The organism is Aeromonas allosaccharophila, assembly GCF_016026615.1.
GTDB lineage: Bacteria > Pseudomonadota > Gammaproteobacteria > Enterobacterales > Aeromonadaceae > Aeromonas > Aeromonas allosaccharophila.
In genome coordinates this window covers 40,302-66,943 of the sequence record NZ_CP065745.1, presented here as the reverse complement: position 1 = coordinate 66,943, position 26,642 = coordinate 40,302, and the positions used below count along the sequence as shown (strand labels likewise).

28 protein-coding genes are annotated in these 26,642 nt (G+C 60.8%); 8 read left to right on the top strand and 20 right to left on the bottom strand.

Annotation, left to right across the window (positions count from 1 at the left end; translation table 11 throughout):
* Window positions 1–60 precede the first annotated feature (60 nt).
* The gene (gene yfcD, locus I6G90_RS00295) at window positions 61–543 is read right to left on the bottom strand and encodes an NUDIX hydrolase YfcD (protein ID WP_232254386.1); all 483 of its coding nucleotides are present in this window, start codon (window positions 541–543) and stop codon (window positions 61–63) included.
* A gap of 205 nt (window positions 544–748) precedes the next feature.
* On the opposite strand from yfcD, the gene I6G90_RS00290 reads away from it, so the two are divergent.
* Window positions 749–967 carry a DUF1107 family protein gene (locus I6G90_RS00290; RefSeq protein WP_111805429.1) on the top strand — a complete coding sequence of 73 codons (219 nt, stop codon included), beginning with the start codon at window positions 749–751 and terminating at the stop codon, window positions 965–967.
* Between the two features lie 52 nt (window positions 968–1,019).
* Here the strand turns inward: I6G90_RS00290 and I6G90_RS00285 are convergent, their stop codons facing one another.
* The 11 genes from I6G90_RS00285 to I6G90_RS00235 all read right to left on the bottom strand — a co-directional run bounded on the left by I6G90_RS00285 (window position 1,020) and on the right by I6G90_RS00235 (window position 10,296).
* Window positions 1,020–1,334, bottom strand: a complete 315-nt coding sequence (locus I6G90_RS00285; RefSeq protein WP_005343911.1) for a DUF2845 domain-containing protein — start codon at window positions 1,332–1,334, stop codon at window positions 1,020–1,022.
* Window positions 1,335–1,523: 189 nt separating this feature from the next.
* Complete coding sequence (locus I6G90_RS00280; protein ID WP_042058897.1) at window positions 1,524–2,135, bottom strand: FKBP-type peptidyl-prolyl cis-trans isomerase; 612 nt, start codon at window positions 2,133–2,135, stop codon at window positions 1,524–1,526.
* A 220-nt stretch (window positions 2,136–2,355) separates the two neighbouring features.
* Window positions 2,356–3,081, bottom strand: coding sequence for a copper homeostasis protein CutC (locus I6G90_RS00275; RefSeq protein WP_197929159.1), 726 nt, complete (start codon window positions 3,079–3,081; stop codon window positions 2,356–2,358).
* 41 nt (window positions 3,082–3,122) lie between these two features.
* Window positions 3,123–4,025 carry an ROK family protein gene (locus tag I6G90_RS00270; RefSeq protein ID WP_058052778.1) on the bottom strand — a complete coding sequence of 301 codons (903 nt, stop codon included), beginning with the start codon at window positions 4,023–4,025 and terminating at the stop codon, window positions 3,123–3,125.
* Between the two features lie 107 nt (window positions 4,026–4,132).
* The gene (locus tag I6G90_RS00265) at window positions 4,133–4,639 is read right to left on the bottom strand and encodes a GNAT family N-acetyltransferase (RefSeq protein ID WP_042658014.1); all 507 of its coding nucleotides are present in this window, start codon (window positions 4,637–4,639) and stop codon (window positions 4,133–4,135) included.
* Window positions 4,627–5,433 (bottom strand): M48 family metallopeptidase, encoded by an 807-nt coding sequence (locus I6G90_RS00260; protein ID WP_197929157.1) that lies wholly within the window; start codon window positions 5,431–5,433, stop codon window positions 4,627–4,629. The genes I6G90_RS00265 and I6G90_RS00260 overlap by 13 nt, the downstream gene beginning before the upstream one ends.
* A 180-nt stretch (window positions 5,434–5,613) precedes the next feature.
* Window positions 5,614–6,588 carry a PstS family phosphate ABC transporter substrate-binding protein gene (locus tag I6G90_RS00255; RefSeq protein ID WP_197929155.1) on the bottom strand — a complete coding sequence of 325 codons (975 nt, stop codon included), beginning with the start codon at window positions 6,586–6,588 and terminating at the stop codon, window positions 5,614–5,616.
* A gap of 342 nt (window positions 6,589–6,930) precedes the next feature.
* Entirely contained in the window at window positions 6,931–8,226 is a 1,296-nt protein-coding gene (gene phoR / locus I6G90_RS00250; RefSeq protein ID WP_197929153.1) for a phosphate regulon sensor histidine kinase PhoR, read from the bottom strand.
* A gap of 8 nt (window positions 8,227–8,234) precedes the next feature.
* Window positions 8,235–8,924: a phosphate regulon transcriptional regulator PhoB gene (phoB, locus tag I6G90_RS00245; RefSeq protein ID WP_005338414.1), complete on the bottom strand. Its 690-nt coding sequence runs from the start codon at window positions 8,922–8,924 to the stop codon at window positions 8,235–8,237.
* Window positions 8,925–9,025: 101 nt separating this feature from the next.
* A complete protein-coding gene (locus I6G90_RS00240) occupies window positions 9,026–9,436 on the bottom strand; it encodes a VOC family protein (protein ID WP_042058514.1) in 411 nt (136 codons plus the stop codon).
* A 62-nt stretch (window positions 9,437–9,498) separates the two neighbouring features.
* Window positions 9,499–10,296: an AraC family transcriptional regulator gene (locus I6G90_RS00235; RefSeq protein ID WP_197929151.1), complete on the bottom strand. Its 798-nt coding sequence runs from the start codon at window positions 10,294–10,296 to the stop codon at window positions 9,499–9,501.
* Between the two features lie 99 nt (window positions 10,297–10,395).
* Here I6G90_RS00235 and I6G90_RS00230 point away from each other — a divergent pair, with 99 nt between their 5' ends.
* On the top strand, window positions 10,396–11,295 hold the full coding sequence (locus tag I6G90_RS00230) for a DMT family transporter (protein ID WP_197929149.1): 900 nt from the start codon (window positions 10,396–10,398) through the stop codon (window positions 11,293–11,295).
* Window positions 11,296–11,371: 76 nt separating this feature from the next.
* Here I6G90_RS00230 and I6G90_RS00225 read toward each other — a convergent pair whose 3' ends face one another.
* From I6G90_RS00225 to I6G90_RS00210, 4 genes are read right to left on the bottom strand one after another with little or no spacing between them, the layout of a single operon-like run.
* A complete protein-coding gene (locus I6G90_RS00225) occupies window positions 11,372–12,067 on the bottom strand; it encodes a response regulator (RefSeq protein WP_042058521.1) in 696 nt (231 codons plus the stop codon).
* A gap of 3 nt (window positions 12,068–12,070) precedes the next feature.
* A complete protein-coding gene (locus I6G90_RS00220; RefSeq protein ID WP_197929147.1) occupies window positions 12,071–13,639 on the bottom strand; it encodes an ATP-binding protein in 1,569 nt (522 codons plus the stop codon).
* A 17-nt stretch (window positions 13,640–13,656) separates the two neighbouring features.
* Window positions 13,657–15,207 (bottom strand): NAD-dependent malic enzyme, encoded by a 1,551-nt coding sequence (locus I6G90_RS00215; RefSeq protein WP_197929145.1) that lies wholly within the window; start codon window positions 15,205–15,207, stop codon window positions 13,657–13,659.
* Between the two features lie 23 nt (window positions 15,208–15,230).
* Window positions 15,231–16,547, bottom strand: coding sequence for a 2-hydroxycarboxylate transporter family protein (locus I6G90_RS00210; protein WP_197929143.1), 1,317 nt, complete (start codon window positions 16,545–16,547; stop codon window positions 15,231–15,233).
* 987 nt (window positions 16,548–17,534) lie between these two features.
* Here I6G90_RS00210 and I6G90_RS00205 point away from each other — a divergent pair.
* The 5 genes from I6G90_RS00205 (at window position 17,535) to I6G90_RS00185 (ending at window position 21,619) form a co-directional block, all read left to right on the top strand.
* The gene (locus tag I6G90_RS00205; protein ID WP_058052768.1) at window positions 17,535–18,047 is read left to right on the top strand and encodes a MarR family transcriptional regulator; all 513 of its coding nucleotides are present in this window, start codon (window positions 17,535–17,537) and stop codon (window positions 18,045–18,047) included.
* A 1-nt stretch (window position 18,048) separates the two neighbouring features.
* Window positions 18,049–19,104, top strand: a complete 1,056-nt coding sequence (locus I6G90_RS00200) for an HlyD family secretion protein (RefSeq protein ID WP_042058530.1) — start codon at window positions 18,049–18,051, stop codon at window positions 19,102–19,104.
* Between the two features lie 19 nt (window positions 19,105–19,123).
* On the top strand, window positions 19,124–20,197 hold the full coding sequence (locus tag I6G90_RS00195; protein ID WP_408628299.1) for a DUF2955 domain-containing protein: 1,074 nt from the start codon (window positions 19,124–19,126) through the stop codon (window positions 20,195–20,197).
* A gap of 163 nt (window positions 20,198–20,360) precedes the next feature.
* The gene (locus I6G90_RS00190; RefSeq protein WP_197929141.1) at window positions 20,361–21,119 is read left to right on the top strand and encodes a substrate-binding periplasmic protein; all 759 of its coding nucleotides are present in this window, start codon (window positions 20,361–20,363) and stop codon (window positions 21,117–21,119) included.
* Between the two features lie 143 nt (window positions 21,120–21,262).
* A complete protein-coding gene (locus I6G90_RS00185) occupies window positions 21,263–21,619 on the top strand; it encodes an MliC family protein (RefSeq protein WP_182939114.1) in 357 nt (118 codons plus the stop codon).
* 56 nt (window positions 21,620–21,675) lie between these two features.
* Here the strand turns inward: I6G90_RS00185 and I6G90_RS00180 are convergent, their stop codons facing one another.
* The 4 genes from I6G90_RS00180 to nrdD form a co-directional block, all read right to left on the bottom strand.
* Entirely contained in the window at window positions 21,676–22,068 is a 393-nt protein-coding gene (locus I6G90_RS00180; RefSeq protein WP_197929140.1) for an energy transducer TonB, read from the bottom strand.
* Window positions 22,069–22,245: 177 nt separating this feature from the next.
* Window positions 22,246–22,416 (bottom strand): YqaE/Pmp3 family membrane protein, encoded by a 171-nt coding sequence (locus I6G90_RS00175; protein ID WP_005343870.1) that lies wholly within the window; start codon window positions 22,414–22,416, stop codon window positions 22,246–22,248.
* A gap of 64 nt (window positions 22,417–22,480) precedes the next feature.
* Window positions 22,481–22,990 (bottom strand): anaerobic ribonucleoside-triphosphate reductase-activating protein, encoded by a 510-nt coding sequence (gene nrdG, locus I6G90_RS00170; RefSeq protein WP_197929139.1) that lies wholly within the window; start codon window positions 22,988–22,990, stop codon window positions 22,481–22,483.
* Window positions 22,991–23,090: 100 nt separating this feature from the next.
* Window positions 23,091–25,208: an anaerobic ribonucleoside-triphosphate reductase gene (nrdD, locus tag I6G90_RS00165; RefSeq protein ID WP_163129405.1), complete on the bottom strand. Its 2,118-nt coding sequence runs from the start codon at window positions 25,206–25,208 to the stop codon at window positions 23,091–23,093.
* 445 nt (window positions 25,209–25,653) lie between these two features.
* On the opposite strand from nrdD, the gene I6G90_RS00160 reads away from it, so the two are divergent.
* Window positions 25,654–26,628: an ABC transporter substrate-binding protein gene (locus I6G90_RS00160; RefSeq protein ID WP_111809206.1), complete on the top strand. Its 975-nt coding sequence runs from the start codon at window positions 25,654–25,656 to the stop codon at window positions 26,626–26,628.
* Window positions 26,629–26,642 lie beyond the last annotated feature (14 nt).

Genomic DNA, 26,642 nt, shown 5'->3' with positions numbered 1-26,642 from the left:
CAAACGGGCAGCCATCAGGCTGCCCGTTTTGTCTCTGGCAAGAAAAATGTCTGACGCTTGTCAGCGTCTCGCCTGCCAGGTGGCGATGGCGAGCAGGGAGTCGGGGGTAAATTCGTTGGCGCGCTCGGCAATTTCGGCCAGGCTCATCCAGTGTACCGCGCTCACCTCTTCGGCCTGCAGTTGCAGCGGCCCCTGATAGCGGCAACTGAAGAGACCGCCCCAGACCCGATAGCCATCCCCTTCGGCATAAAAGCTGCCAAAGCCCTGCAGGGGGACATCGGCAATGCCCAACTCCTCGGCCAGCTCGCGGCGGGCGGAGGGTTCCATCTCCTCACCGGTCGTGACCACACCACCGGCGCAGGCATCCAGCATGCCAGGGCAGAAATCCTTGCTGAGGGTGCGTCGCTGCACCAGGATCCGGTCCGCGTCGTCGAGCACCAGAATATAGCTGGCGCGATGGCAGAGATTCTCCCGCCGCACCTTGGCTCGCTCGGCCACGCCAATCACCCGGTTATTCCCGTCCACCACATCAACCCATTCCACGCCCAGGCCCTTTCGTTTGTTCCATTCAAGCCCGCAGTATATCGGTGCTGCTCGTTGTCATGGCACTACTTTTTCTGCCGTGGCGGCCCTTTTTATGGTGCCCTTCGCCAGAATGAGGATTCATGCAAATCTTTATAAACCGTCATCTCGGTGTCATCGACCGACACCATAGTGTGCCCTGTCCCGGCAATCAGGAAACCATGTGATGAAGGTGTTCAAGCAGTTATCCCCACGACAGATCGCTCGCTACATCAAGAGCTTTCACCGAGGCTATTTTGCCATCGAGTCGCTGGGGACATTTGAATTCAACGCAGGCAGGATCAGCCTCCATGGCTTGACCTGCCGCCAACGGCTACGACTGGCTCGCCAGATCAATCAGGCCGTCAGCCAGCTTCGTCACAACGAGCCCTTGCCGGACATGTGAGTCAAAGGGTCTTGCCCTACTGTCTGTTGTGCATCCATGCTTTGCCCGCCGGCTAGTCGCCGCGCGGGCCGTTTTCGATGTCGGTAATGATGCCGTTGCGCACCGTCACGAAGCGCATGAACTCGTTCTTGCCGAAGTTGTAGGTCCAGCGTTCGCCATATTTGACCTGCACCAGGTTGCCAAACTGGTTCTCCTCGTTGCGGTTGAGCTCTTCTCGCAGCATGGGCTCACCGCACTTGAGCAGCATCTCGGCGGTGGTGTCGCCCTCGGTAATAAGCGCATTCTTGCAGCGCATGGCATCGGCACTGGCCGGAATGCTCAGCAGCAACAGGGCCAGCCCCGCTACCTTATTCATCTTCTTGCTCATCGGGTTCTCCTTCTTCGGTCGCATGAGTCGCAGTATGCCTGTTCCCGTTGCTGAAAAAACCAGTCAATGGCGCAAAAGAGTCGCCATTTTCTGCTCCACAGCCCGCTGGCTGCGACACATGCTGGCTATCGCATCGCACCAAAAACAAACGGCGACCCGAGGGTCGCCGTTTGCATCAAGCCAGCAGGATCACAGGATGTCCAGCAGCTCGACTTCAAATACCAGTGCAGAGTAAGGCGGGATAGAGCCCGCGCCACGGGCACCGTAGGCCAGATCGTGGGGGATGTAGAGCTTCCACTTGGAACCAACCGGCATCATCTGCAGTGCTTCAACCCAACCAGCGATCACGCCGGTCACCGGGAACTCGGCCGGCTGGCCGCGAGCGACTGAGCTGTCGAATACACCACCGTGGGTGAAGGTACCGTGGTAGTGAACGCGAACGGACTGACCGGCTACCGGAACGGCACCGTTGCCTTCGACCAGCACTTCGTACTGCAGACCGGAGTCGGTCACCTTCACGTCGTCGCGCTTGGCGTTGTCAGCCAGGAAGGCTTCGCCGTCAGCAGCTGCGGCCTTGGCAACGGCTTCCTGCTCTTCTTGCATACGCGCAGTGATCACCTGGAAGGCATCATTGATATCGTCACGGCTGACCGCGAACTCCAGACCATTCAGGGCATCTGCCAGGCCTTGTTGCAGGGCCGGGATATCCAGACCGGCGAAAGCTTGCTGCGCCAGCTGATCACCCATGTTGCGGCCGATGCCATAGCTGGCCTTCTGTTCGATAGAGTCGTATTGGGACATTGAGATGTTGCTCCAGATCCATGTAGTAAAGAGGCGGGATAATATCAGACTTTTGGCCGGGGTGCTGCCGGGGGCGCCCCTGATTTCCCCGTCAGTGGGAGGAACTTCACACAAGAAGCGGATGAACGCCGCCCAACGGCGGCGAACTGCTTAACCGCGATCCAGCAAGGCTCTGACCGCCGCGAACTTAGAGAAGCACCATGCCACCGCGCTGCGTTCCTCACACCTTGTCGAGCAAGGCTCTGACTGCAGCCACCTTGGCGCCATCGGTGATATTAACCCGACCGTCGTCCGAGGTGCCCATGTTGACGCCATGGGGCACCATGCCACCGCGCCAACCCATGCCGGACATATGCACTTCGCTCACTCCGGTGAACTCGATGATGGTGCGCACGTTGTCGGCATTGACCCCGGCGCCCGGCATCAGGCTGGCACGGCCCGCCAACACCTGATGCATCTCCTGCAGGGTTTCCAGCCCGGCCAACGCAGTGGCCGCATGACCGGAACTCAGAATGCGCTCGCAACCGGCGGCGACTATGGTCTCCAGATCGAGGCGCCAGTCGGAGGAGAGATCGATGGCGCGATGGAAGGTGACCCCCAACGGGCCGGCAGCATCCACCAGCTGTTTGAGCTTGGCGGCAGGCACCCGCCCCTCCTCATCCAGCAAACCGACCACCACCCCTTGCAGGCCCGCAGCGCGCGCAGCGGCGATATCCAGCAGCATCATCTCGAACTCGCCGTCGTTGAAGCAAAAATCTCCGGCCCGTGGACGGATCATGGCGTACACCGGCACAGTGGCGTGGCGGGCAGCCAGCTGCATAAAGCCATAGGAGGGAGTCAGGCCACCCAGACCCAGCGCAGAGCAGAGCTCGATGCGATCCGCCCCGGATTGCTGGGCGGTGAAGAGGGATTCCAGGTTGTCGATACAGATTTCAAGACGGGTCATGAGGACTCCTTTATCGGGGAGATCAGACCCCACATCTGATCTCATAGATTGAGCAAGGCTGCGCCGCGCACACCACCGGCGCCGCCGAAGCGGGCCTGACGGATCTCGGGCAGGGCGACCCCGGGCAGCAAGTGACCGGGCAGACGCAGCGGCAACTGTTCATAGAGGGCGGGCAATTCACTCAGGCCCCCCCCCAACACCACCACCTCGGGATCAATCACCGAAATGGCGGTAGCAAGCCCGGCGGCCATGATCTCCAGCCAGCAGTCGACGGTCTCGACTGCGTGGGGCTCATGGGCCTCGAAGCGTCCCACAATCTGGTGACCCGTGGCGCGCTGGCCATGGAAATGGTGATAGAGACGCTCCAGACCGGTGCCGGAGGCATAGGTTTCAAAACAGACCAGACGGCCGCAGCCGCAACGGGGACGGGGCAACTCGGGGTACTTCATCAGCATGGTCGCGGGCAAGGGGTAGTGACCAATCTCGCCAGCCAGCCAGTTACGCCCCTGAATAAGCTTGCCCGCCAGATAGACGGCGCCGCCGATACCGGTGCCGATGGTGACACCGAGCGCACTGCCTGCGCCGTCGGCGGCGCCCTGATGCACTTCGGACCAGAGGAAGCAGTTGGCGTCGTTATCCACCTTGACCGGCCGTTCCAGCAACTCGGCCAGATCGGCGCCCAGATGGCGACCATTGATGGAGGGCAGGTTGGCCGCCACTATGCTGTGATCGTGGCTGTTGATGACGCCGGGGAAACCGATGCCGACCGAGCCCCGAGCGCCGAAGCGGGCATCTGCCTGCTCGACCCGGGCACGGATCAACTGCTGCAACCCCTCGTAATCGTTGCCGGGGGTGCTCATGCGCTCCTCATGGCAGAGGTTCAATGCACCGTCATAGACCGCGAAGGCGATCTTGGTACCACCGATATCAAAGCCGTAATACATGCCCGCACTCCCTTGTCAGCCCGTGTTTATTCCACTCTGTTCTGGGAGGACATTGTATTAATTCGCAAAAAAAATAAAGTGACCGGAGGCGAAAAACGGGAGAGTGATCAGAGCAAACGGCTCATTTGTCGCTGCAGGCAGGGCTGACCGAGGCTAATCAGGGTGCGCTCCTCGCCGTCAAAGACGAAGCCGCGGCGCAGGTAGAACCCCTCGCCAATGTGGTTGCCATCGAGCAGCCACAATTTGACGCTATGGCAACCGGCGCGGCGCATCTGCATCGCCACCGCCTGCCACAGCCGTTTGCCATAGCCTTGTCGCCAGTGATCGGGATGGAGGTAAAACGCGCGGATCAGGGCGCTGCTCTGCCCCGCTTCCTGCTGTGGTTGCCAGTAGAGCAGGCCGATCACCACCTCATCGAGACAGAGCAGCATGGGCCTTGGGCCTGGCTCGGCCAGACGGCTCTGCCAGATCTGCAGATGGGCGGTGACATCGAGCTGCTCCAGCATGTCGGCGCCGAGCACCTGGCCATAGGCAGCGAGCCAGCTGGCTCGCTGCATCACCGTCATGGCGGCGGCATCGTCGCTGCGCGCCATGCGCAGGCTTATGCCTTGCATTGGGGCACCAGACCGTTGGCGCGGGCCTGCTCATAGAGCGGCAGCACTTGCGCCTGCTGCGCCTGCAACTCGGCGATCCGGTTCTCGTTGCTCGGGTGGGTGGAGAGCAACTGCGGCGGGGTGTTGCCACCGGCGGCGGCACTCATGTTCTGCCACAGGGGAACGGCTTCGGCCGGATTGAAACCGGCGCGCGCCATCAGCTCCAGTCCCAGTCTGTCCGCTTCGCTCTCCTGGGTGCGGCCATAGGGCAGCATCACCCCGACCTCGACCCCGAGGCCAAGGGCCGCCATGGTGGCGCCGCGATACTCGCTGGTACCCATGGCGATGTCGGCGGCCGCCAGACCGAGTCCGGCCAGCTGGCTGCGAGAGAGTCGCTCGTTGGAGTGCTGGGCCAGCACGTGAGTCAGCTCGTGGCCGATGACGGTCGCCAGCTGATCCTGATTCTTGGCCACCTTGAGCAGACCGCTGTAGACCCCGATCTTGCCACCAGGCAGCGCGAAGGCGTTGACCTGTTTGGAGTCAAACACCACCACTTCCCAACTGGTGATGCCATAGCTGGCCGGCACCTGGGCGGTTACCGCCTTAGCGACACAGGAGACATAGCCGTTGAGTTTGGCATCCTTGCTCACCTTCTCCTGCTTCTTCATCTGCTCGAAGGAGTCGGCGCCCAGCTGACTCATCTGCTGGGGAGAGTAGAGCAGCATCTGGCTGCGGCCGGTCGGTGACTGGGCGCAGGCGACCAGCAGGGAACTGCAGAGGGCTACCAGGCCAAACTTGGTGAGAGACGCAATCATGAAGGGATCCTTTGCCGTGACGTTGCCCTATTCTCGGAAATGCCGCCCTGCGACGCAAGGGAGCCAGCGCCCGGCTGGCGGAAAAATATCCATCCTGCGCTATTAACAAAACGGACAGCCGCCAAAAACAAAACGAGCCCGCTTGGGCTCGTTTTATCAGGGCATACTGACTGCAGGCAGTTATATGATACCCAGCTTTTTCAGGTCAGCCTGTACTACCTTGGCCGGCACCGGCACGTAGCCATCTTTGGCAACGATGCTTTGACCCGCTTTGGAGAGCATCATCTTGACGAACTCTTGCTCCATCGGGGAGAGCGGCTTGTTCGGATGCTTGTTCACGTAAACGTACAGGAAGCGCGACAGCGGATACTTGCCGGTGATGGCGTTGTCGGCATTGGCTTCGATGAAGGTCTTGCCATCCTTGGAGAGCGGAACGGCACGCACGCCGGAGGTGACATAACCGATACCGGAGTAGCCGATGCCGTTCAGGGAGGCAGAGACAGACTGCACCACAGAGGCAGAACCCGGCTGCTCGTTCACGCCGCTCTTGAAGTCGCCGTTACACAGGGCGTGCTCCTTGAAGTAACCGTAGGTGCCGGATACCGAGTTGCGACCGAACAGTTGCAGATCCTTAGCGGACCAGTTGCCGTCCAGACCCAGATCAGACCACTTGGTGGCCGCCTTGGCCTCGCCGCACTTGAGGGTGCTGGAGAAGATGGCGTCGATCTGCGGCATGGTCAGCCCCTTGATGGGGTTGTCCTTGTTGACGAACACCGCCAGGGCATCGACTGCAACGCGAATGGCAGTCGGCTTGTAGCCGTAACGCTTCTCGAATGCTTCCTCTTCACCGGCCTTCATGGCGCGGCTCATCGGACCAAACTGGGCAACACCTTCGGTCAGGGCAGTCGGCGCGGTAGAAGAACCGGCGGCCTGGATCTGCACGTTGACGTTGGGGTACATGCGCTTAAATTCTTCGGCCCACAAGGTCATCATGTTGGCCAGGGTGTCCGAGCCGACAGAGGACAGGTTGCCCGAAATGCCGCTGGTCGGGGTGTAATCCGGCAGATCTTTATCCACACCGGCAGCCAGGGCGCTGACAGAAAACAGGGTTGCTGCGGTGAATCCGATTACACCAGCCAGTTTGTTGAGTTTCATCCAATCTCTCCAAGGTTGCAGAACGCAGTCCATAAACACGGTGTTAACTTTGCTCAACGCCGATCTCGCCGACCAGTTTGTTGAGTTACATTCCATGCCCTCACCACTGTGGCAAAAGGTCATCGTCAATTGGCAGTCCGTTACTTTGGCCGTCGCTCGGTGGCGTTATCTGGTCAAAGTTACCGAAGGTCCGTTCTTAAGACGGCGCCAGTATCTGACCTGGCAGTGACAAATTTATGGATTTAATGTGACACTTTAATGACATGGCGAGGCGATGGACCAAATGAAAAGAGGGCCGCTGTCGCCGCCCTCTCTCCTTCGCTAACCTATTGCCATAAAAGACTATTTAATCACCACCATGCGGGCTGGAATGAGAAAGCTGAAGCGGCTGCCAAGGCCGACCCGACTCTCGATATCGAGCTGGCAGTCATGATGACTGAGGGCGTGCTTGACGATGGCAAGGCCGAGCCCTGAGCCGCCGGTATGGCGGGAACGGGCCTTGTCGACCCGATAGAACCGCTCGGTCAGCCGCGCCAGATGCTCGGGGGCAATCCCTTCCCCCTCGTCGCTCACCGCAAACAGCGCCATCGCCCCCTGCTTGCGCCACTCCACGGTAATTTTGCGCCCCGCCGGGGTGTAGTGGATGGCGTTATAGACCAGGTTGGAGACGGCACTGCGCAGCTGCTCCTGATCCCCGCGCACCAGCAAATTGGGCTGCACCATAAATTCGATCTGGTGGGCCCGCTCGCCCGAGAGCGCCCGCGCCTCCTGCTCCAGCAGCCCCAGCATGGCGGGCATGTCCACCAGATGGGAAAGATCCACCGAGGGGGCCGCCTCGATACGGGACAGGGTGAGCAGCTGATTGACCAGATTGTCCATCCGGATGGTCTGCTCCATCATCACCTTGTGCGCCTTGGCCCACATGGCGGGCGGGGGCGGCTCTTCGGTCATCTCCAGATAACCTTTGAGCACGGTCAGCGGGGTGCGCAGCTCGTGGGAGACGTTGGAGACGAAGTGTTTGCGGGTCTTCTCGAGACTGCGCAGGCGGGTGACGTCCCGCACCACCAGCATCGCCTGATCCGAGGCGTAGGGCATGATGCGAAACTCGAGAAACTTCTCCTCGTTGACCGGGGAGTTCATCTCCAGCGGCTCGTCATACGCCCCCTTGTCCAGATAGGCGTTAAAGGCCGGATTGCGAATGAGGTTGCCAATATGCTGACCGGCATCTTCCGGCCAGCGAAAACCGAGCAGTTGCTCCGCCAGCCGGTTGCACCAGAGGATACTGCCGTCGGTGCGAAACACCACGGCGGCATCGGGCAGCGCCTCGGCCCCCTCCCGAAAGCGGCGGATCAGCCCCGCCAGCTCGCGGCGTCGGGCCCGGTGACGCTGCTGCAACTTGTAGATACCGTTGAAGATGTACTCCCAGCTGCCACTGCCGCTGGGGGGCACCAGACTGCGATCGTGCCACAGCCAGTCCGACAGCCGCTTCTGGAAGCGATAGTGCCAGCCCAGATGACACACGGCCGCCACCAACAGGCAGAGGGGGAGATGATCAATCAGCCAACCGAACAGAGCGAAAGGCAAATAGAAAAACGCCATCCGCCATAACTGTCGCCGCCAGGCGTAAGGTTGCAACATAACTGCCTCTAGAGACGGGTTGAGAAGCGGTATCCGGCTCCACGCACCGTCTGGATCAATCTGTCGTGCCCGGTCTCTTCAATCGCCTTGCGCAGGCGACGAATATGCACATCCACGGTTCTGTCCTCGACGTACACATTGGTACCCCAGACATTATTGAGCAGCTGTTCACGGCTGTAGACCCGCTCGGGGTGGGTCATAAAGAAGTGCAGCAGCTTGAATTCGGTCGGCCCCATGTCGAGCGCCTTCTCTTCGGCACTGACCCTGTGAGAGACCGGATCGAGTTTCAGCCCCTGCACCTCGATCACCTCGTCCACCGAGGTGGGCGACACGCGGCGCATCACCGCATGGAGGCGAGCGGTCAGCTCCTTGGGCGAGAACGGCTTGGTGATGTAGTCGTCGGCACCGGCCTCCAGACCACGTACCTTGTCCTCCTCTTCACCACGGGCGGTGAGCATCACCACCGGGATCTGGCGCGTCACCTCATCCTGCTTGAGCTGCTTGATAAACTGGATGCCACTGCCGCCCGGCATCATCCAGTCCAGCACGATGAGTTCGGGGTAGGGTTCGCGCACCTTCGCCAGTCCATCGGCGTAATCTTCCGCTTCAATCGTCTCATATCCCTTCTGCTCCAGCACGAAGCAGAGCATTTCGCGGATCGGTGCTTCGTCCTCGACCACCAGAATTCGCTTAGCCATTCCCTTCTCTCTCCTCTGTGAAGATGGGTGCGCCAATTATTAGAACTTTCTGTGACACTTTTATGACTTTATGACAGGCGGGATGATAAACGTTTTCAGATTCAGTTGGCAGCAGCGCGTTGCAGCAAGTCCCAGCGGTTGCCACTGATGTCCTCGAACACCACAACGGTGCCGTAAGGCTCGTCGCGGGGCTGTTCACAAAAATGCACACCGTACGCCTGCATGCGCTGGTAATCCCCCCAGAAGTCATCGGTCTCGAGAAACAGGAACACCCGACCGCCGCCCTGCTGACCAATGGCGGCCTGCTGCTGCGCATTGGCCGCTTGTGCCAACAGCAACGCGGAACCGGGGGCGCCTTTGGGGGCAACCCGCACCCAGCGCTTGCCCGGTTTGCCCGGTTCATCGAGCCGGGTATCTTCCAAGAGCGCAAAGCCAAGTCCCTCGGTAAAAAAACGGATGGCCTGATCGTAATCGGCGACCAGCAGGGTCAATGCACCTATGTGTTGTGACATGGCAGAAAACTCCTCAATTGTTGGATCAACAGGGAGCCTGCGGGCGCCCTCATCATTTTGAATCACAGCCCCCTTTTACTCCCGAGCTGCTGGCGGTAACGCTGGGGGGAACAGCCCAGCTCCCGGTTGAACATGGCGATAAAGGCCGAAGTGGAGCCATAACCGAGCCGCCAGCTAATCTCCTGAATGGGCAGGTCGCCCTTGAGCCAGGCCAGCGCCTTGAGTAGCCGCAACCGCGCCCGCCACTGACCAAAGTTCATCCCCAGCTCCCGCAGGCAGCGGCGTGCCAGGGTGCGTTCGGTGGTATGAAGTTGCCCGGCCCACTGGGCCAGGGTGCGGGGATCGGCCGGATCATGATGCAGCACCGCCAGCATGGGGGCCAGCAGCTTGTCCTGACTCATCGGCAGGTAGCTCTCCTGACAGCGGGTACGCGCCAGTCGCGCCAACAGTAGTTCAGCCTGCCGTTGATCCCACTCATCCATCATATGGCCTACCCGCCGTTCGCAAAAATCGCTCAGCAGGGCACGGATCAGCGGGGTCATCAGCAGCAATCTCGGCTCTGGCGGCAATCTGGCCGACCATTCGTGACTGACGTAGATCGAGGTGTAGTCGAGGGCCTGTTCGTTGTAGGCGGTGTGGTCGAGATCCGCCGGCACCCAGATCAGGTAGTCGGCGGGCGCCACCAGCCGCTGCGCCCCCAGCTCCACCTCCATCACCCCCAGGCTGATCATGCTGAGTTGCCCCCAGGGATGGGAGTGAAGCGAGGTGATGCTGTCGGCTCGCAACTGCTGATAACGAAAATAGAGCGGATTGGGGGCTGGCAGCTCGCTATCGGTGGAATGGTAGTGGTGAGCCACCATGACAGGTTGTCCTTTCTGCGGGATCATCTGTCTTTTTTACGCTACTTGCCAATAGAAAGACAAGGGTAGACTTGCCAGCCTGACAATAAGGAGCCTCTGATGCGAATCTTTTCCCCCCTGCTCTTTCCGCTGATGGCGGTGCTGATCTGGGCCACCAATACCGTGGTCTCCAAGGCAGCGGCCAGCGTACTCGACCCGGCGGCCATCTCCTTCTATCGCTGGGTCATTGCCGCGCTGGCACTGACTCCCTTCTGCCTGCCCCAGTTGTGGCGCCGCCGCAGCGAGATCCGCCCCTGGTTTGGCAAGCTGCTGGTGCTGGCGGCACTGGGCATGGTGCTGTTCCAGTGTCTGGCCTATTACGCCGCCCACAGTACCTCGGCCACCAACATGGGGGTGATCGGCTCGCTGATCCCGATGCTGACCCTGCTGCTCGGCGCCATCTTCTTCGCTCAGCGTCCCGGCAAACAGGCGCTGGCGGGCATGAGCATCTCGCTGTTCGGGGTGTTCTGGCTGCTGAGCAAGGGCCAACCGCTGGCGCTGTTGCAAAACGGCATCAACCCCGGTGATGGCATGATGCTGCTGGGCTCTGTCAGCTATGCCCTCTACGGGCTGCTGATCCGCCGCTGGCAACTGCCGTTCGGCCCCTGGCTCAACCTCTACATGCAGATCCTACTGGCAGTCTTGCTGCTGGTGCCAGTTGCGCTGAGTGCCGATTCGCTGGCGGTGCCCGCCGAAGGGTGGGGGCTGGTGCTGTTCGCCGGGCTGGCGTCGTCCCTGCTGGCGGCCTACTGCTGGATGCGCGGCCTCGCCTGCATGGGGGCCGAGCGCACCTCGGTCTTTATGAACCTGCTGCCACTCTGCACGGCGCTGATCGCCGTCATCAGTCTGGGGGAGCCGATCCACGGCTATCACCTGCTGGGCGGGGGTCTCATCCTGGGCGGGGTGATGGCCTCCCAACTGAAGAGGCGTGCGCCGGTGGTCGAACGGGAAGCCGCGTGAGAACGAACAACGTCCAGAAACAACAAGGGAGCCGCTGGCTCCCTTGTTGTTTCTGCAATGCACTTCTGTGACCGTCTTAACCGGCCCTACGCCAACGATAGCGCCGCTCAGGTCGCCCCCGCTGACCGTAGTTGAGATCCACATCGACCCTGTCTTCCGACTCCAGATACTCCAGATAGCGGCGCGCCGTGGTACGACTGAGGGACAAGCGCAGTGCCACCGTATCGGTGGAGAAGACGTTCTCCGGCTCACCCGCCAGCAGATCCAGCACCTGACGCAGGGTAATGCTGTCGATCCCCTTGGGGGTGACGCGCATCTCCTTGATCTGGGACCGCCCCCCCTTGCCCAGCAGCTTGTCGAGATCGTCCTGCTCCAGCCGTCCCCGCTCGCACAGCCTGCTGTGCAGTTGCAGGATCTCGTCCAGACTCTGCTGGATGCGAAACAACCGCAATGGCTTGATGACATAGTCATGGACCCCCAGATTGAGGGCCTGCTGGATGGTCTCCACATCGCGCGAGGCGGTCACCATGATGACGTAGGCCTCGCGATTGTGACTGCGCAGGCGGCTCACCCACTCGAGGCCCGAGCCATCGGGCAGAGAGACATCCACCAGCAGCAGTTGGGGCACCACACCGGCCATCATGGCATCGGCCTGGGCCAGGGTGCCGGCCCGCCCCAGCAGGGAGAAACCGGATGTTGCCGCCACCAGCTCAGACAAGATGGCACCGATCCGATCGTCATCTTCAATAACAAGCGTGATTATTGGGTCCATGGCTCACATTAATTGTTTTTTATTCAAGTAGATACCAAACAGTGTGGTCTGCTCGGCAGTTCGCCGCCATTCTATCACACCCTCGCGCCGCGCCACGGTCTCCTTGACCAGGAACAGGCCAACCCCGTGATCGCCGCTCTGGCGACTCACCCCGTAATCGAACAGGTGATCGGCCAGCGCCTCGTCGACCCCCTCGCCGCTATCCTCCACCTCGATCACCAGTCGCCGCCCCACATCACACAGAGAGAGCAACACCCGGGGCGGCCGCTGCTGGCGGTTGCGCCAGGCCGCCTGCAAACCGTTATCCAGCAGGTTGCCAATGAGCGTGATGAGATCGGCAGAGACCGAGGCCGGATACTCTGCCAGCGCCGAGTCAGGATCGAGCTCCAGGGTCACCCCCAGCTCGCGGGCCCGGCTGAACTTGCCGAGGATCAGCCCCGCCACCGGCTTGTTGTCGATCAGCCGCAGCAGCTCCTGCAGCATGGTCTGGCACGCTTCGTTCTCCTGCTGGATCAACTCCACCGCCTGATCCACATGACCCAGCTGCAACAGGCCGGAGAGGCTGCTCAGCTTGTTGGCAAACTCGTGGCTCTGCATCCGCAGCATCTCGGCGTACTGGCGCAGATGAGTCACCTGTACCCCCAGACTGGCGGCCACCTCCGGACGGCTGAAGATCAGCAGCCGCCCCGGCGCCTTGCCCTGCACCGCCTGCCAGCGGCCGACGAAGGACTCCCCCTGAATGGTGAAGCTCACCTCCCCCGCCTCCTGCTCCAGACAGGGGCGCAGCGGCGGCACCAGCTCCGCCAGCGACTGCCCCAGCAGGGCGTGACGCCCGGTACCTGGCAGCCGCAGCTGATAACTGGCGGTGCTGTTGATCATGTTGATGTTGCCGCTGCTATCGAGCGCGATCACCCCCTCGGTGATGTGCTCCAGCACCAGATCCTGCAGGGTGAAGCGGCGCACGATCGCCTCCGGCTCCAGATCGAGCAGGGTCTTGCGCAGCAGATATTGCACCCAGAGCGCCAGCAGCAAGCCGCATCCCAGCACCGCCACGATGGCGCAGACGAGCAGGGCTACCCGCTCCATGTAGATGCCCTCCACCTGCTGCATCAGGTAGCCCACCACCACGGCCCCCATGACGCGCCCGTCACCGCCCACCACCGGGGAAAAGCAGCGGATCGCTGGCCCCATGGTACCCCGATCCTTGGAGCAGTAGCTGCGCCGCTCCTGCAGCGCGGGCCAGATATCCTCGCCACGGAACTTCTGTCCCACCAGCTCGGGGTTGGGGTGGCTGAGACGGCGGCCATGTTCGTCGGTCACCACCATATAGGTGGCATCGGTGCGATTGCAGACCGCCTCCATGTAGTCGCGCAGGGTAGGGTCACTGCCCTGACGCAGGGCCTCGACCACCCGGGTATCGGCCGCCATGACCCGAGCCAGATCACTCCCCTTATCCTGCAGATTGCTCTCCAGCAGATGCCGGATAAAGAGGGCCAGCAGACTGCCCAGAATGAGGATCAGCAGCAAGGAGAGCCCGAGAGAGAGGGTGACCAGCTGATGGCGAAGTTTCATGCACATACCTTAAATCGTCAGGACGCAGCCCAATAGTGCGGATGCCACCAGGTCTGGTCAATCAAAGGTGCCGGATCACCGGCAAAATCGGCCAGGCCCTCCTCGCGGGCACAGAGCGCCACCGCTCTGGCCACGGCGCGAGCTACCTCTCCCACCTGTTCAATCGGGGGCAGCAGTCGGCCCGCCACCAGCGGATAGGCGCCGACCGCCCGCACCGCGGCCAGCAACATGCCGTCGCTGATGCGGCGCGCCTTGACCGCGCAGGCCCCGAGGCCAATGCCCGGGAAGACATAGACGTTGTTGCACTGGGAGACCACCCGCCGCTCACCGGCCACCGTCACCGGCGCAAACGGGCTGCCGGTCGCCAACAGGGCGCGGCCACCCGTGGCCGCCCACACCTGCTCGGGCGTCGCTTCGGCGCTGCGGGTCGGGTTGGAGAGCGGCAGGATCACCGGCTGCTCGCACACTTCCCCCATCGCCTGCAGCACCTCGCCAGTAAAGAGGCCACCCTGACCGCTCACCCCGATCAGCACCGCCGGGCGCACCTGGCGGATGGTCTCCAGCAGCGAACTGTTGCCCTCGTTCACCGTGCGGGCAAACGGCTGCTGGGCGCGAGTCAGCGTGGAGCGATCGCTGCAGACCACCCCGTCCTGATCAAACAGCCAGACCCCCTCACTGCCGCCCGCCAGCTGGGCCAGCATGGCGGCGATGCCGCAACCGGCCGAACCCGCGCCGACGATCAGCACGGGAGCATCGCACAGGGCGGTGCCCGCCTGTTGCAACCCGGCCAGCACACAGGCGGAGGCGACCGCCGCCGTGCCCTGAATATCGTCGTTGAACATGCAGAGCTCATCCCGATAGCGGGTCAGCAGGTTGGCCGCGTGCTTGCCGGCAAAGTCTTCAAACTGCAGCACCACCTGCGGCCAGCGCTTGCGAATGGCCGCCACCACCTTGTCCATGAAGTGGTAGTAGCTCTCGCCATCGATCCGCTGGGCCTGCCAGCCAAGGTAGGAGTCATCCTCCAGCAGCTCGGGGTTGTTGGTGCCCACATCGACACAGAGCGGCAGGGTGCGCGCCGGGTTGATGCCGCCCGCGGCTGAATAGAGCGCCAGCTTGCCGATGCAGATCCCCATGCCGCCGATGCCGAGATCGCCGAGCCCCAGCACCCGCTCGCCATCGGAGATGACGATCACGTCCACCTCCTGCTCCACCGACTCGAGGATATCGTCGAGATCGTCCCTGTCGTGCCAGGAGAGATAAAGCCCGTGGCTGCGCAAATAGAGATCGCTGTGGCGCTGGCATGCCTCCCCCACCACCGGGGTGTAGATGATCGGCAGCAGCTCCGGCAGGTGGTGGCGCACCAGATCGTAGAACAGCACCGGGTTGTCCTCCTGCAACTGGCGCAGCAGCAGATGCTGATCAAACGGGCTCTGCATGGCGCTGACCAACCGGTAGATCCGGCGCCGCTGTTGGGAGAGTGACTCCTCCTTGTGGGGCATGCGGCCTCGTACGCCCTGGCGCTTGCGTTCTGCATAGGGCAGGCTGGTGCCCATCATGATGTCGTTCATCTTATGTGTTCCTCAATCCGGTATCAGGCAAGCAGGGAGATAAGGGCGGTGGCCAGGATCAGCATCACGGCGCCGCCGAGGCGAGAGGAGATCTGGGCAAAGGGCATCAGCTTCATCCGCTGGGCCGCCGAGAGCACGGCCACGTCGCCGGTGCCACCCATGTTGGCCATGCAGAGTCCGCCGGTGATAGCCGCCTCGATGGGATAGAAACCGATCATCCGGCCCACCAGCGCCGCGCCGAGGGCACCACCGATCACGGTGACCATGACCAGCACGAAGTAGCTGATGGAGAAGGCGCTGATCAGCTCGGGAATACTGGTGTAGGCGACACCGATCCCCACCAGCAGCGAGGGGGTCAGGTTGCTCACCACAAACTGATACCAGTCGGCCGCCGCCTGCTCATAACGGCGCGGCAGCAGGCCGCTCACCTTGATAAAGGCGACCGCCAGAATCATCAGGGCGAAGGGGTGCATGGGGATAAAGTTGCCGAGCAGGGAGCCCAGCACAAACATGCTGGAGCTGATAAAGAGCCCCATGCCCAGACTCTGCAGGGTCGGTGCTTCAACCTGCTCCTCGGCGATGCTCTGGCTACTTTCCTTGACCATCAACTTGCCGTTGCCGGTCAGGGAGGGGTAACGGCGGCCGAGGCGTGCCAGCAGGGAGCCCACCAGAATGGCCAGGGTATTGGCGATCACCACTGCCGGCACCATGCGCGACAGCAGGTCGGCGCTGGACATCTGCATCGGGCCGGAGAGGATCTCCACCAGGGGCACGGCACCTGCACCCATACCACCGCCCATGATCGGCAGGCCGATCAGCAGCACCGCATTCTTGAAGCCATAACCCATCAGGGAGCCGACGAAGCCGACGCTCAGCAGTGCCAGCGCCACGCCGCCGAGGATCACCGGCAAATAGCGCATGGCGGCATTTTTCAGCAACGCGCTGCTCATGCCAAACACCGAACCGGTCACCAGACTGGCGATAAAGAAGTTGAGAAATCCCCCCTCCTTCATGAAATTGGTGATGACCTGTCCCGCCTGCACCGGCAGCAGCTGGTATTCGAACAGGGCGGCGCCGCCAAAGATGGCAAGGATGGTACCGCCCCCCAGATATTCGCGGATCGGCATGATCCGCTCCCCCAGCTCGGTCAGCAGGGTGCCCAGCACAAACATCAGCGCCAGCGCACCGACCATGCCGAGCGGCAGCGAACCGTTCCAGCCGGAAAAGAGAACACAGGTCGCCAGCCCCAGAAATATAAAGAGCGGCATACCGGCAATTTGTTGGCCGCCCATCAAGGCGGCCTTTTCTTGTGTGGTTTGTAGGGTAGAGAGGTTTTTCATTGTTATGTACTCTGCGTGTGATTGTGGCCGCTACTTTATTGATCCCCCTCGCCCCTGTCGGTTAGCCAGACTGCAAAGCCATATAAAAACATTAAAAACTTAAACATCATGGTGTCGCCAAACTGCGTGACTCAATAGATCACCACGCCATCGATACCCGGCCCGACAAGGAAACAAGAAGATAAAACAAGCGACACGCATGGCGCGTTATTTGGGTGATCAGCATTAATAGCAATCTGATGATCGCTCGCCTTTGGGGAAATAACAGAGCCAGATGACAAACCCTGCGACCATTTATCGCCACAGATCCTGTGAGTGATAATCAGCGGGCAATGTCATCCCGATGACACGGTCGTCACGGCAGGCGGTATCAGGGATTGCGCGCACATTCGTGCAGCCGGCGAGATGAGAAATGGCGAGAGAAGCGGCGCAAGGAAGAGCGTTGAAATTGTGATGAGTCAAGCCAGCGAATACCAGGGCACTGGCTTGAACTCACAAGGATCACACACGGTCAGGTCTATTCTGCCAACAATAATGGAATATTGGCGGGGTCAAAATCATGACTGATATCGGCACTTCTGACAGCACCATCCCGATTCACGCCATGATGTGACTCTGCACCATATTCCCCGTCACTCAACAGAGTTTCAATTGCCAGATACACACATCCACTGTCATATCCATCCACAACCCGTTTCCCCCTTGTTTTATAACCCCATCAATATTAGCGGATAAAAAAAGCGCCGCTCGCCGGACCTGAAAATTTCATGAAAATATCCGCCTAATATCCTCCATTCACGGCCTCCTATCCGGAGCGGTAAAAGAGCCCCGAGTGGATCAGCACTGCAAACAATATCAGCGGCCCGAATACTACTCATCCGACCCCGACGAAAGATCCGACCAGAAACACGATCGCCATCACACTATTTACTTAGCCTGCTAAATAAGTAAAATACTTAGCAGGCTAAGTACATTGAGGATGAGAAGATGACGGATCTGGAAAGGTTGCGCGAGCTGTCGCTCGCCGAGCAGATAGCGCGGATGCACCGGCTATGGCGTACTGCCGCCGATCTGGAGTTGGCTCCCCTTGGTCTCACCCATCCCCGCTGGACCGCGCTGTGGAAACTCTCCCGCATGGGGAACCATGTCAGCCAGAAGACCCTGGCCGAAGCCCTCGAGATAGAGCTCGCCTCCCTGATGCGCACCCTGGGCCAGCTGGAAGAGCAGGGGCTGATTGAGCGCCACTGCTGCAGTCAGGACAAGCGGGCCCGTATTGTCTGCGTGACCCCGGCTGGCCAGACCCTGCTCGATCAGATCGCCGACCGCATCATGAATATCCGCCGCGAGCTGCTGGGGGGCATCGACGAGCAGACCCTGCAACTGTTTGAAGCCACGGTGCAGCGGATCTCGGCCAACGCCCTCAGCAAGATTGAACAGCACCACGACCGACAGGCAGGAGGCGATACAAGCCCTCCCGATGCCAGCACAGAGAGAGAATAAGATGACACCGGATCAACAATTTACCCGCTGGATCAAATGGTCCATGGCAGGCTTTGCCGCCCTCTTCGCCTATTTTCTGGTAGCCGATCTGCTGATGCCCCTCACGCCGCAGGCGATGGCGACCCGGGTGGTCACCAAGCTTGCCCCGCAAGTGAGCGGCAAGGTGGTCGAGGTTGCCGTTCACAACAACCAGCAAGTCAAGAAAGGGGACCTGCTGTTTACCCTGGATCCCGAGCCCTTCGCTCTGGCGGTAGAGCAGGCCCGTTTGGCCTTGGCGCAGGCCGAACAACAGAACCGTGAACTGGACGCCGAACTGACCGCTGCCGCCGCCGATATCAGCGCCAAAGAGACGCTGGCCAGCCAGAAATGGCGGGACGCGGAGCGGACCGATGCGCTGTTCCAGCGCCACATGGTCTCAGTGCAACAAAAAGATGAGGCGGACAGCGCCCTGCGCAGCGCTCAGGCCAACCTGCGCGCCAGTCAGGCCAAACTGGCCCAGATCAAGGCCAGCCGTGGCGTGACCGGTGAGGACAATCTGTTGCTGCGCCAGGCCCGCAACAAGCTGGCGCAAGCGGAGCTGGCGCTCGCCTATAGCCGGGTTCATGCGGATCAGGATGGCACCATCACCAACCTGCAGCTCAAACCGGGCAGTATCGCCAGCGCGGGTAGCCCGCTGCTGGCGCTGGTGTCGGAGCAGGTCGATGTGATCGCCGATTTTCGCGAGAAGAGCCTGCGCCATGTCGGCGAGCAAACCCGCGCACTGGTCGCCTTTGATGGCGAACCGGGCCAACTCTATCCTGCCCGGGTGAGCAGTCTGGATGCCGGGGTGAGTGCCGGTCAGTTTGATGCCAACGGTCGGCTGGCGGCGCCGGTGGAGTCGGATCGCTGGGTACGGGATGCCCAGCGGATGCGGCTGCACCTCGAGCTGGAGCAGTTACCCGACCATCTGCCAGCCGGTGCGCGGGCCACGGTGCAACTGCTGCCGGACAATGCCCTGACCGCCATGCTGGCACGGGGCCAGATCCACCTGCTCAGCCTGCTGCATTATGTCTATTAATCAGGTATCTAGTAATCCCGTGGCGACCTCCGTAGCTACCAATACCGTGCCTGCTCATCACGCCGCGCACCTCTGGCATCGGCCCCTTACCGGCAACGAGCTGCGTCAGTGTTTGCGTATCGCCTTTGGCTGCACCACGGGCTTTCTGCTCTGCAAGCTGTTTGGCTGGGGTTACGGGGTCTTCTACACGGTCACCCCGGTGCTGCTGCTGGGGATGGTGCCGGTGATGAATGGCCATGCCGCCCGCCAGCTTATCGCGTCGGCGGTGGTCTGTGGTGTGGAGGTCGGGTTGCTGGGGGGGCTGTTTGGCAGCCATCCGGTGCTGATGACCCCCATCGCCTTTCTGCTGTTTCTCTACCGCTTCGCTGCCATGTCGCGCGGCAGTCTGTTTCTGTTCGGGGCCAACGGGGTGCTGAGCCTCAGCATCATGCTGCACTTTGCCAGCTATCCGCAGACAGATCTTAACGATCTGATTTTCAATAATATCTGGGCAAACATCCTGTCGGTGCTGATCGCCTATCTGATGACGGCGCTGATCCCCGACCTGGAGGCACGACCGAAACCGGCACCCGCCCCCAAGGCGCCGCACCGGATGCGCCACGAGGCGCTGCTGGGCGCCACAGTGGCCACACTGTCGTTCCTGACCTTTCAGCTGTTTGATCTGCGTGACTCCATGTCGGCCCAGGCCACCACCCTGCTGGTGCTGTTCCCCATGCACTGGAACGGCGCCCTCAGTTATGCCCGCAAACGGGCGATGGGCACCTTGCTGGGGGTCACCTTTGGCCTGCTCGGCCAACTGGTGCTCTATGACTGGTCAGGGCAACTGCTGCTGGTCGCCCCGCTGCTGTGGCTCGGCGCCATGCTGTTCAGTCATGCCCACGTCAAGGAGGCAGGCGGCTCGGGGGTCGGCTTCGGCGCCCTCACCACCCTCGGTATCCTGTTTGGCCAATACCTCACCCCGGGCAACGATCTGGTGTTCAGCGCCCTCTACCGGGTCAGCAGCATCCTGTTTGCCATCGTGGTCACCCTGCTGGCCTGCTACCTCATCCACCGGTTGCTCAACCGCTTCGAGGCAACCCGCTTCGGTTACTGAGTTCCTGTTGTAAACACTGTTGTCAGCCCATGGATGAGCTCTCTTTCGCCCCGTCGCCTGCCGGGGCGTTTTTTTGTCTCTCTTGTTTGCCTCCTTCCTGCCGCCACGGATCAGCGCAGAAGTGTGGCTATGCTTGTAAGGCTGCTGTCGATGAGGTGTACCTATGGTTCCGTGGTTTAAAAAATGGCTGGTTTGTCTGGTGCTGCTGGCCACCAGTTCGCTCGGGGCCGCCCCGCTGATCATTGGTGCCGAGGATGACTGGGCTCCCTATTGCGAGCGCGACAAGGAGGATGGCCAGCCTCGCGGGCTGGCGCCGGAGCTGGTCAAGGCAGTGTTCGCCGCCGAAGGGATCGAGATTGTGTTTCGCACCCTCCCCTTTGCCCGCTGCATGCACGATGCGAAAAGCGGCAAACTTGCGGGGTGCTTCAACGCCACCATCACCGAAGAGAACCGCTACCAGTATCATTGGCACGATACCCCCATGTTCGAGGAGGATCTCGCCATCTTCGCCCTCGCCAGCGAACCACAACGGGATCTCAAGCTCACTTCGCTGGAGGGCAAGCGAGTGGGCATCACGCTCGGTTACACTTATCCCACCGATTTTATGGAAAACCCCAGGATCACCCGCTTTCAGGCCAAATCTGATGCGCAGATCCTCGAGATGCTGGTGCGCGGTCGGGTTGACTACATCCTGATGAACGGCATGCCGGGCTACCTGAAGATCCAGCAGAAGCAGCTGACCGGCAAGGTGGTCAAGGTTGGCAAACTCTCCACCGATGGCTTCTGGCTCGCCTTCTCCCGCCACCATCCGCAAGGGGAGGCGCTGGCCAAACAGTTCGAGCAGGGACTGCAGAAGATCAAGAACAACGGCACCTATGAGACTCTGATCCGCCAGTTTGAAACCCGACTCGGCTTGCACTGATGGCGGATGCCTTTCTAACACCGAGCCCCTCCCACCGCTACGGTATGCCGGACAGCCAGCGACGCACCGAATGGCCACGCTGATTGCACAATAGCGGCAACCTGTTAGGCTCACACCCGTATGACACCAATGGAGCTGTAATCATGAATAAAGTACATATGATGGCCGCTGGTGCGCTGGCCCTCGGCCTGCTCGCTGGCTGCAATCAGGGCAATACCCTCTCCGTCACCGGTGGCGAGCCGGTCAGTTACCAGTGCGAGCAGGGCAAGAAGGTGCAGGTGCGCTACTTCTCTCTCTCCGACGAGAGCCTCAGCTTTATCAAGCTGTCGCTGCCGGATGGCAAGGATTACACCCTGCCACAGGCCATTTCGGCCTCCGGTGCCCGCTATACGGACGAGCACGAGGCTGTCTGGTGGAACAAGGGGAACGAGGGTTTTGTCGAGCTGCGGGATCAGGCTGGCGAGTGGCAGACCGCCTACAACGACTGCAAACAGCAATAAACGTGACCCCGGCCTGGCCGGGGTCTCTGTTTCTCTGGCATCAGAGTGGTGGGGGATCAGTTGATCTCTATCTCGAAGCGGTTGATCACCTCGACCGGAATGGCATCCGGGTTGCCCTCTGCCGGGCTGTAGCGGATCCGCGAAAGGGTCGCCAGCGCGCTCTGTTCCAGCTCGCCGGGGGGCTCGGCCGCCACCACTTCCGGCTTGACCGGCGTGCCGCTGGCGTCGATTTGATAGCGAACTTCCACATACCCCTTGACCGGTTTGGCCGGCAGGGCGGGCTCGTCATAGCCAAGCCATGACCACTGCTTCTCCTGAACCCAGTAGCTGGACAACTGCTCGAGAGGGATAGCGATCGGTGTGCGCTCGTGCGCCACCTCCTGGCGGGATGAGCACCCCAGCAACAGTGTCACTGCCAGACCTGACCATACTGCGACTTTCCACTTCATGTAACGCTCCTTGTTCTCTGCCGGTGCTTGTTGCCGGACTACGGGGCACTCAACACGCGCCCCCTTGGTCAGTCACCCATCCTAACGAAAAAGTATTCGTATGAACATGAACAAAAGGGCCAACCCCGAGAGGTTGGCCCTTTTATCGTCAATGAGCTCACTAACCAGCCGATGGGATCAGCCGCGCTTGTCGCTCACCACCAGCCAGAGCGCATGCACCATGCCCGGCAGACCGCCCAGCAAGGTCAGAACTATGTTGATTAGAAAATGCAGGCTAAAACCCACCTGGATAAAAGCGCACACCGGGGGCAGGAAAATGGCCAGCAGGATCTTGAGCAGATTGTTCATCTCGGCTCTCCTCTTCAAAAATGTCGTCAGGATTGGAATGGGCTAACCATAAACATCCCGGACTTCAACTGCAAACCAGACAGGGGATCCGCTCCCCCGTGTCACGCCAGGCGTTGAGGTCGTGGATCTGCTGATTGCTGCTGCCACGCCAGAGCAGGCCCGGATCTGCCAGCTCCTTTTCAAACTTGCCATCCACCAGCACATCCAGCAAGGCAACCAGCTCGCGCTGGGCATCCGAGAGCTCGCCGAGCAGGTAACCGGTCCAGCACCAGATATCCTTGCCGGGGCACTCGGCCCGTACCCGTTTCACCAGTGCCAGCACGTGAGGCACGTTGGCCGGGTGGAGCGGATCGCCGCCGGAGAGCGACAGACCTCGCCGTTTGATGCGGCTGTCGTTGAGGTCGCTAATGACGCGATCGCTCATCGCCTGATCGAACGGCTTGCCGCCATCGAGCCGCCAGGTGCTCTGGTTGTAGCAACCCGGGCACTGGTGCTCACAACCGGAGACAAACAGGGTGGCACGGGTGCCGGGGCCATTGATCACATCGACCGGATAGTATTGGTGGTAGTGCATTGCTTGTTTCCTGCCTCGTTCACGGGAATGCGGCATGACTGCCGCCCTCCAATGAAAATGGCCCCTTGAGTCAGGGGCCAGCTCTTCATCGCTTGTGCGCTTACATATGTTTGACGCGGCGCTTCACTTCTTCCTGCTTGCCCGCATTGAAAGGGCGCGCATCCGGGCTGCCGAGGTAGCCGCAGACACGGCGGGTCACCGACACCTTGGCGGGGTCGTGGTTGCCGCAGCGCGGGCAGGTGAAGCCCTTGGAGGTACACTCGAACTCGCCGGTGAAGCCGCAGTCGTAGCACTCGTCGATGGGTGTGTTGGTGCCGTAGTAGGGCACCTTGTCATAGCTGTAATCCCAGACGTTCTCCAGCGCTTCCAGGTTGTGCTGGATGTTGGGGTACTCGCCGTAGCAGATGAAGCCGCCGCTGGCGATGGGCGGATAGGGCGCCTCGAAGTCCAGCTTGTCGTACGGGTTGACCTGCTTCTCCACGTCGAGGTGGAAACTGTTGGTGTAGTACCCCTTGTCGGTCACGCCGGATACCACGCCAAACTCCTTGGCATCGATGCGGCAGAAACGGGTGCAGAGGTTCTCGCTCGGGGTGGAGTAGAGGCTGAAACCGTAGCCAGTCTCATCCTTCCACTCGTCGATGGCCGCCTTGAGACGGGCAATGATGGCGATGGCCTTCTGTTGCAGCTCAGCGCTGTCAAACAGGTGCACCTTGTCACCAAACAGGGCGTTGATGGTCTCGTGAACCCCGATATAACCGAGCGAAATGGAGGCGCGGCCGTTCTTGAAGATCTCGCTGACGTTGTCGTCCGCCTTCAGCCGCACGCCGCAGGCCCCTTCCATATAGAGGATCGGCGCAACCCGCGCTTTCACCCCGTCCAGACGGCTGATGCGGTACATCAGCGCCTTCTTGGCGACCCGCAGGGAGGCATCCAGACGATCCCAGAAATCCGCTTCATCACGGGATTTCAGGGCGATGCGCGGCAGGTTGAGGCTCACGACACCCAGGTTGTTGCGACCTTCATGGATCAGCTCGCCATTCTCCTCGTAGGCACCGAGGAAGGAGCGGCAACCCATAGGGGTCTTGAAGGAGCCGGTCACCTTCACTACCTGGTCGTAGTTGAGGATGTCCGGATACATCCGCTTGGAGGCACACTCCAGCGCCAGCTGCTTGATGTCGTAGTTGGGATCGCCCTGCTTGTGGTTGAGGCCATCCTTGATGGCGAACACCAGTTTCGGGAACACGGCGGTCTTCTTGTTCTTGCCAAGGCCAGCGATGCGATTGCTGAGGATGGCACGCTGGATCATCCGCGACTCCCAGCTATCCCCCAAACCAAAGCCGAAGGTGACAAACGGCGTCTGACCGTTGGCGGTGTGCAGGGTATTGACTTCGTACTCCAGCGACTGGAAGGCGTCGTAGCACTCTTTCTCGGTGCGGGCCATGGCGTAGGCTTCCACATCGGCAATGCCCCACTCTTCGGCCACTTCACGATGTTTCTGCCAGCTGATGGTCACATAGGGGGCCAGCACTTCGTCGATGCGGTTGATGGTGGTGCCGCCATAGATGTGGCTCGCCACCTGGGCGATGATCTGGGCGGTTACGGCGGTGGCAGTGCTGATCGATTTCGGGGTGTCGATCTCCGCATTGCCCATCTTGAAGCCGTGGGTCAGCATCCCTTTCAGGTCGATCAACATGCAGTTGAACATCGGGAAGAAAGGCGAGTAGTCGAGATCGTGGAAGTGCAGATCACCGCTCTCGTGAGCCTGAACCACATCACGGGGCAGCATGTGGCTGGTGGCATAGTGCTTGGCGACGATACCGGCCAGCAGGTCGCGCTGGGTCGGGATCACCTTGGAATCTTTATTAGCGTTCTCGTTGAGCAGGGCGGCGTTGGTTTGCTCAACCAGACCGCGGATCTCCTGCGCCAGACGACCGCGCGCCTCTCGGGCCTGATCCCGATCGTGGCGATATTCGATATAGGCACGGGCGATGGCCTTGTCGTCGGAAGCCATCAGGTGGTTTTCGACCCGGTTCTGGATCTCGTGGATATCAACTTCACCACGCCCTTCCAGCTCCTGGCTCACTGCATTGGCAATGCGGGAGGCGAGTGCCGGATTGGCCTGATTGACCGCTTCCGCCGCTCGGCTGACCGCCTCTGCAATCAGCTGGGCATTGAATGGTGCGCGACATCCGTCACGTTTGATCACAACCGGTTTCATGGATTTTCCCCGTTAAAAGGCCAGGCATTTGCCTCTGGCTCACCCTTGTTGGGCCCCCCTCCCGGCATCTCGTCCTGGACGCAAATAAATTCAGCCGAGGCTTGACAAGCCTGGGCTGAAGATAGGAAGGGAACAGCTTATACACAGCTTAATAACACAACATATAGGGATTAAAAACGAATGCATCCCTATATGTGGTGTCTATTAGGCACCAAAGCGCAGCCTCATTTCTTGATCCAGAACAGGTTTTTCAGCGAGCGGGACAGTTCACGACCAACCACAAAAAGCCCCAATCAAATCCAATCTCAAGCGTGGTGCGGGCTGGCGTCCGATCCGCCCAACCGAAAAAAAATCGCCCCCCACCACACCGGTTTCGAGATGACAGCGTCAACCAAAACCACCCATACTGAGTAAGTACACTCTTCCGCTCGACAAGGGATAACCCATGCGCACCTCCCTGCTGTTGCTACTGCTTGCCACCCTCGCCCTGCCGCTCCGGGCCGCCCACATTCTGGTGATCAGCAGCTACCATCCCGAATACCTGTGGGACCAAAGCTACAACGAAGGGCTGCTCAATGGTTTGCAGGGGGAACATAAGATCTCCCACTTCTATATGGATACCAAGCGTCACCCGCGGGAGGAGTTTGACGACATTGCCCAGCAGGCCATCGCCTTCTATCTCAAGAGCAAACCGGATCTGGTGGTGCTGGGCGATGACAATGCCATCAACTATCTGGCCAACGAGATCGCTTCGCTGGGCACCCCGGTGGTGTTTCTCGGCATGAACGAGAACCCCCGCCTCAAGGGCTTTGTCGGCCACCCCAAGATCACCGGCGTGCTGGAGCGGCCACTGCTCAAACGCAACATCAGCGAAATGAGCCAGCTGATGGGGAGGCTCGACAAAGCGCTGGTACTGTTTGATTCCAGCAACGTGGCGCTCACCGCCATCGAGGATGAATTCAAAACCCAGACCGAACTGCGGGTCGGCAAGACCCGGGTCAACAGCCAGTTGCTTGGTGACTACGGCCTGTGGCAGGAGGCGGTGCTCAACGCCAGGAAGAGTGGCTATCAGGCGATCTTCCTCGGCCTCTACCACACGCTCATCGACGAGCAGGGCAAGCATGTGAGCGAACAGACGGTGCTGGAGTGGACCAGTGCCAACAGTCCGGTACCCGTTTTCTGCTTTTGGGAGTTTACCGTCGGCAAGGGTATGGCCATCGGCGGGCTGGTGCTGGACGGCCACGATCAGGGGCTGCAAGCCGCTTCCCTGATCAACACCATACTGGCGGGCACCCTGCCCCGTACCCTCTCCCCGCGCGCGGCCCTGCGCGGCGAGTATGTCTTCAGCAAGAGCGAGCTGGCCCGCTGGCAGCTCACCGTGCCCGACAAATGGCGTCACAAAATCCTCTGGCGTGAGTGAGTGACTGCCCTACA

Excerpts from the sequence above, each read along its gene's own strand:
- I6G90_RS00290 (WP_111805429.1), top strand. The coding sequence starts at position 749 with ATGAAGGTGTTCAAGCAGTTATCCCCACGACAGATCGCTCGCTACATC.
- I6G90_RS00285 (WP_005343911.1), bottom strand. The coding sequence starts at position 1,334 with ATGAGCAAGAAGATGAATAAGGTAGCGGGGCTGGCCCTGTTGCTGCTG.
- I6G90_RS00280 (WP_042058897.1), bottom strand. The coding sequence starts at position 2,135 with ATGTCCCAATACGACTCTATCGAACAGAAGGCCAGCTATGGCATCGGC.
- I6G90_RS00275 (WP_197929159.1), bottom strand. The coding sequence starts at position 3,081 with ATGACCCGTCTTGAAATCTGTATCGACAACCTGGAATCCCTCTTCACC.
- I6G90_RS00270 (WP_058052778.1), bottom strand. The coding sequence starts at position 4,025 with ATGTATTACGGCTTTGATATCGGTGGTACCAAGATCGCCTTCGCGGTC.
- I6G90_RS00265 (WP_042658014.1), bottom strand. The coding sequence starts at position 4,639 with ATGCAAGGCATAAGCCTGCGCATGGCGCGCAGCGACGATGCCGCCGCC.
- I6G90_RS00260 (WP_197929157.1), bottom strand. The coding sequence starts at position 5,433 with ATGATTGCGTCTCTCACCAAGTTTGGCCTGGTAGCCCTCTGCAGTTCC.
- I6G90_RS00255 (WP_197929155.1), bottom strand. The coding sequence starts at position 6,588 with ATGAAACTCAACAAACTGGCTGGTGTAATCGGATTCACCGCAGCAACC.
- phoR (WP_197929153.1), bottom strand. The coding sequence starts at position 8,226 with ATGTTGCAACCTTACGCCTGGCGGCGACAGTTATGGCGGATGGCGTTT.
- phoB (WP_005338414.1), bottom strand. The coding sequence starts at position 8,924 with ATGGCTAAGCGAATTCTGGTGGTCGAGGACGAAGCACCGATCCGCGAA.
- I6G90_RS00240 (WP_042058514.1), bottom strand. The coding sequence starts at position 9,436 with ATGTCACAACACATAGGTGCATTGACCCTGCTGGTCGCCGATTACGAT.
- I6G90_RS00235 (WP_197929151.1), bottom strand. The coding sequence starts at position 10,296 with ATGGTGGCTCACCACTACCATTCCACCGATAGCGAGCTGCCAGCCCCC.
- I6G90_RS00230 (WP_197929149.1), top strand. The coding sequence starts at position 10,396 with ATGCGAATCTTTTCCCCCCTGCTCTTTCCGCTGATGGCGGTGCTGATC.
- I6G90_RS00225 (WP_042058521.1), bottom strand. The coding sequence starts at position 12,067 with ATGGACCCAATAATCACGCTTGTTATTGAAGATGACGATCGGATCGGT.
- I6G90_RS00220 (WP_197929147.1), bottom strand. The coding sequence starts at position 13,639 with ATGAAACTTCGCCATCAGCTGGTCACCCTCTCTCTCGGGCTCTCCTTG.
- I6G90_RS00215 (WP_197929145.1), bottom strand. The coding sequence starts at position 15,207 with ATGAACGACATCATGATGGGCACCAGCCTGCCCTATGCAGAACGCAAG.
- I6G90_RS00210 (WP_197929143.1), bottom strand. The coding sequence starts at position 16,547 with ATGAAAAACCTCTCTACCCTACAAACCACACAAGAAAAGGCCGCCTTG.
- I6G90_RS00205 (WP_058052768.1), top strand. The coding sequence starts at position 17,535 with ATGACGGATCTGGAAAGGTTGCGCGAGCTGTCGCTCGCCGAGCAGATA.
- I6G90_RS00200 (WP_042058530.1), top strand. The coding sequence starts at position 18,049 with ATGACACCGGATCAACAATTTACCCGCTGGATCAAATGGTCCATGGCA.
- I6G90_RS00190 (WP_197929141.1), top strand. The coding sequence starts at position 20,361 with ATGGTTCCGTGGTTTAAAAAATGGCTGGTTTGTCTGGTGCTGCTGGCC.
- I6G90_RS00185 (WP_182939114.1), top strand. The coding sequence starts at position 21,263 with ATGAATAAAGTACATATGATGGCCGCTGGTGCGCTGGCCCTCGGCCTG.
- I6G90_RS00180 (WP_197929140.1), bottom strand. The coding sequence starts at position 22,068 with ATGAAGTGGAAAGTCGCAGTATGGTCAGGTCTGGCAGTGACACTGTTG.
- I6G90_RS00175 (WP_005343870.1), bottom strand. The coding sequence starts at position 22,416 with ATGAACAATCTGCTCAAGATCCTGCTGGCCATTTTCCTGCCCCCGGTG.
- nrdG (WP_197929139.1), bottom strand. The coding sequence starts at position 22,990 with ATGCACTACCACCAATACTATCCGGTCGATGTGATCAATGGCCCCGGC.
- nrdD (WP_163129405.1), bottom strand. The coding sequence starts at position 25,208 with ATGAAACCGGTTGTGATCAAACGTGACGGATGTCGCGCACCATTCAAT.
- I6G90_RS00160 (WP_111809206.1), top strand. The coding sequence starts at position 25,654 with ATGCGCACCTCCCTGCTGTTGCTACTGCTTGCCACCCTCGCCCTGCCG.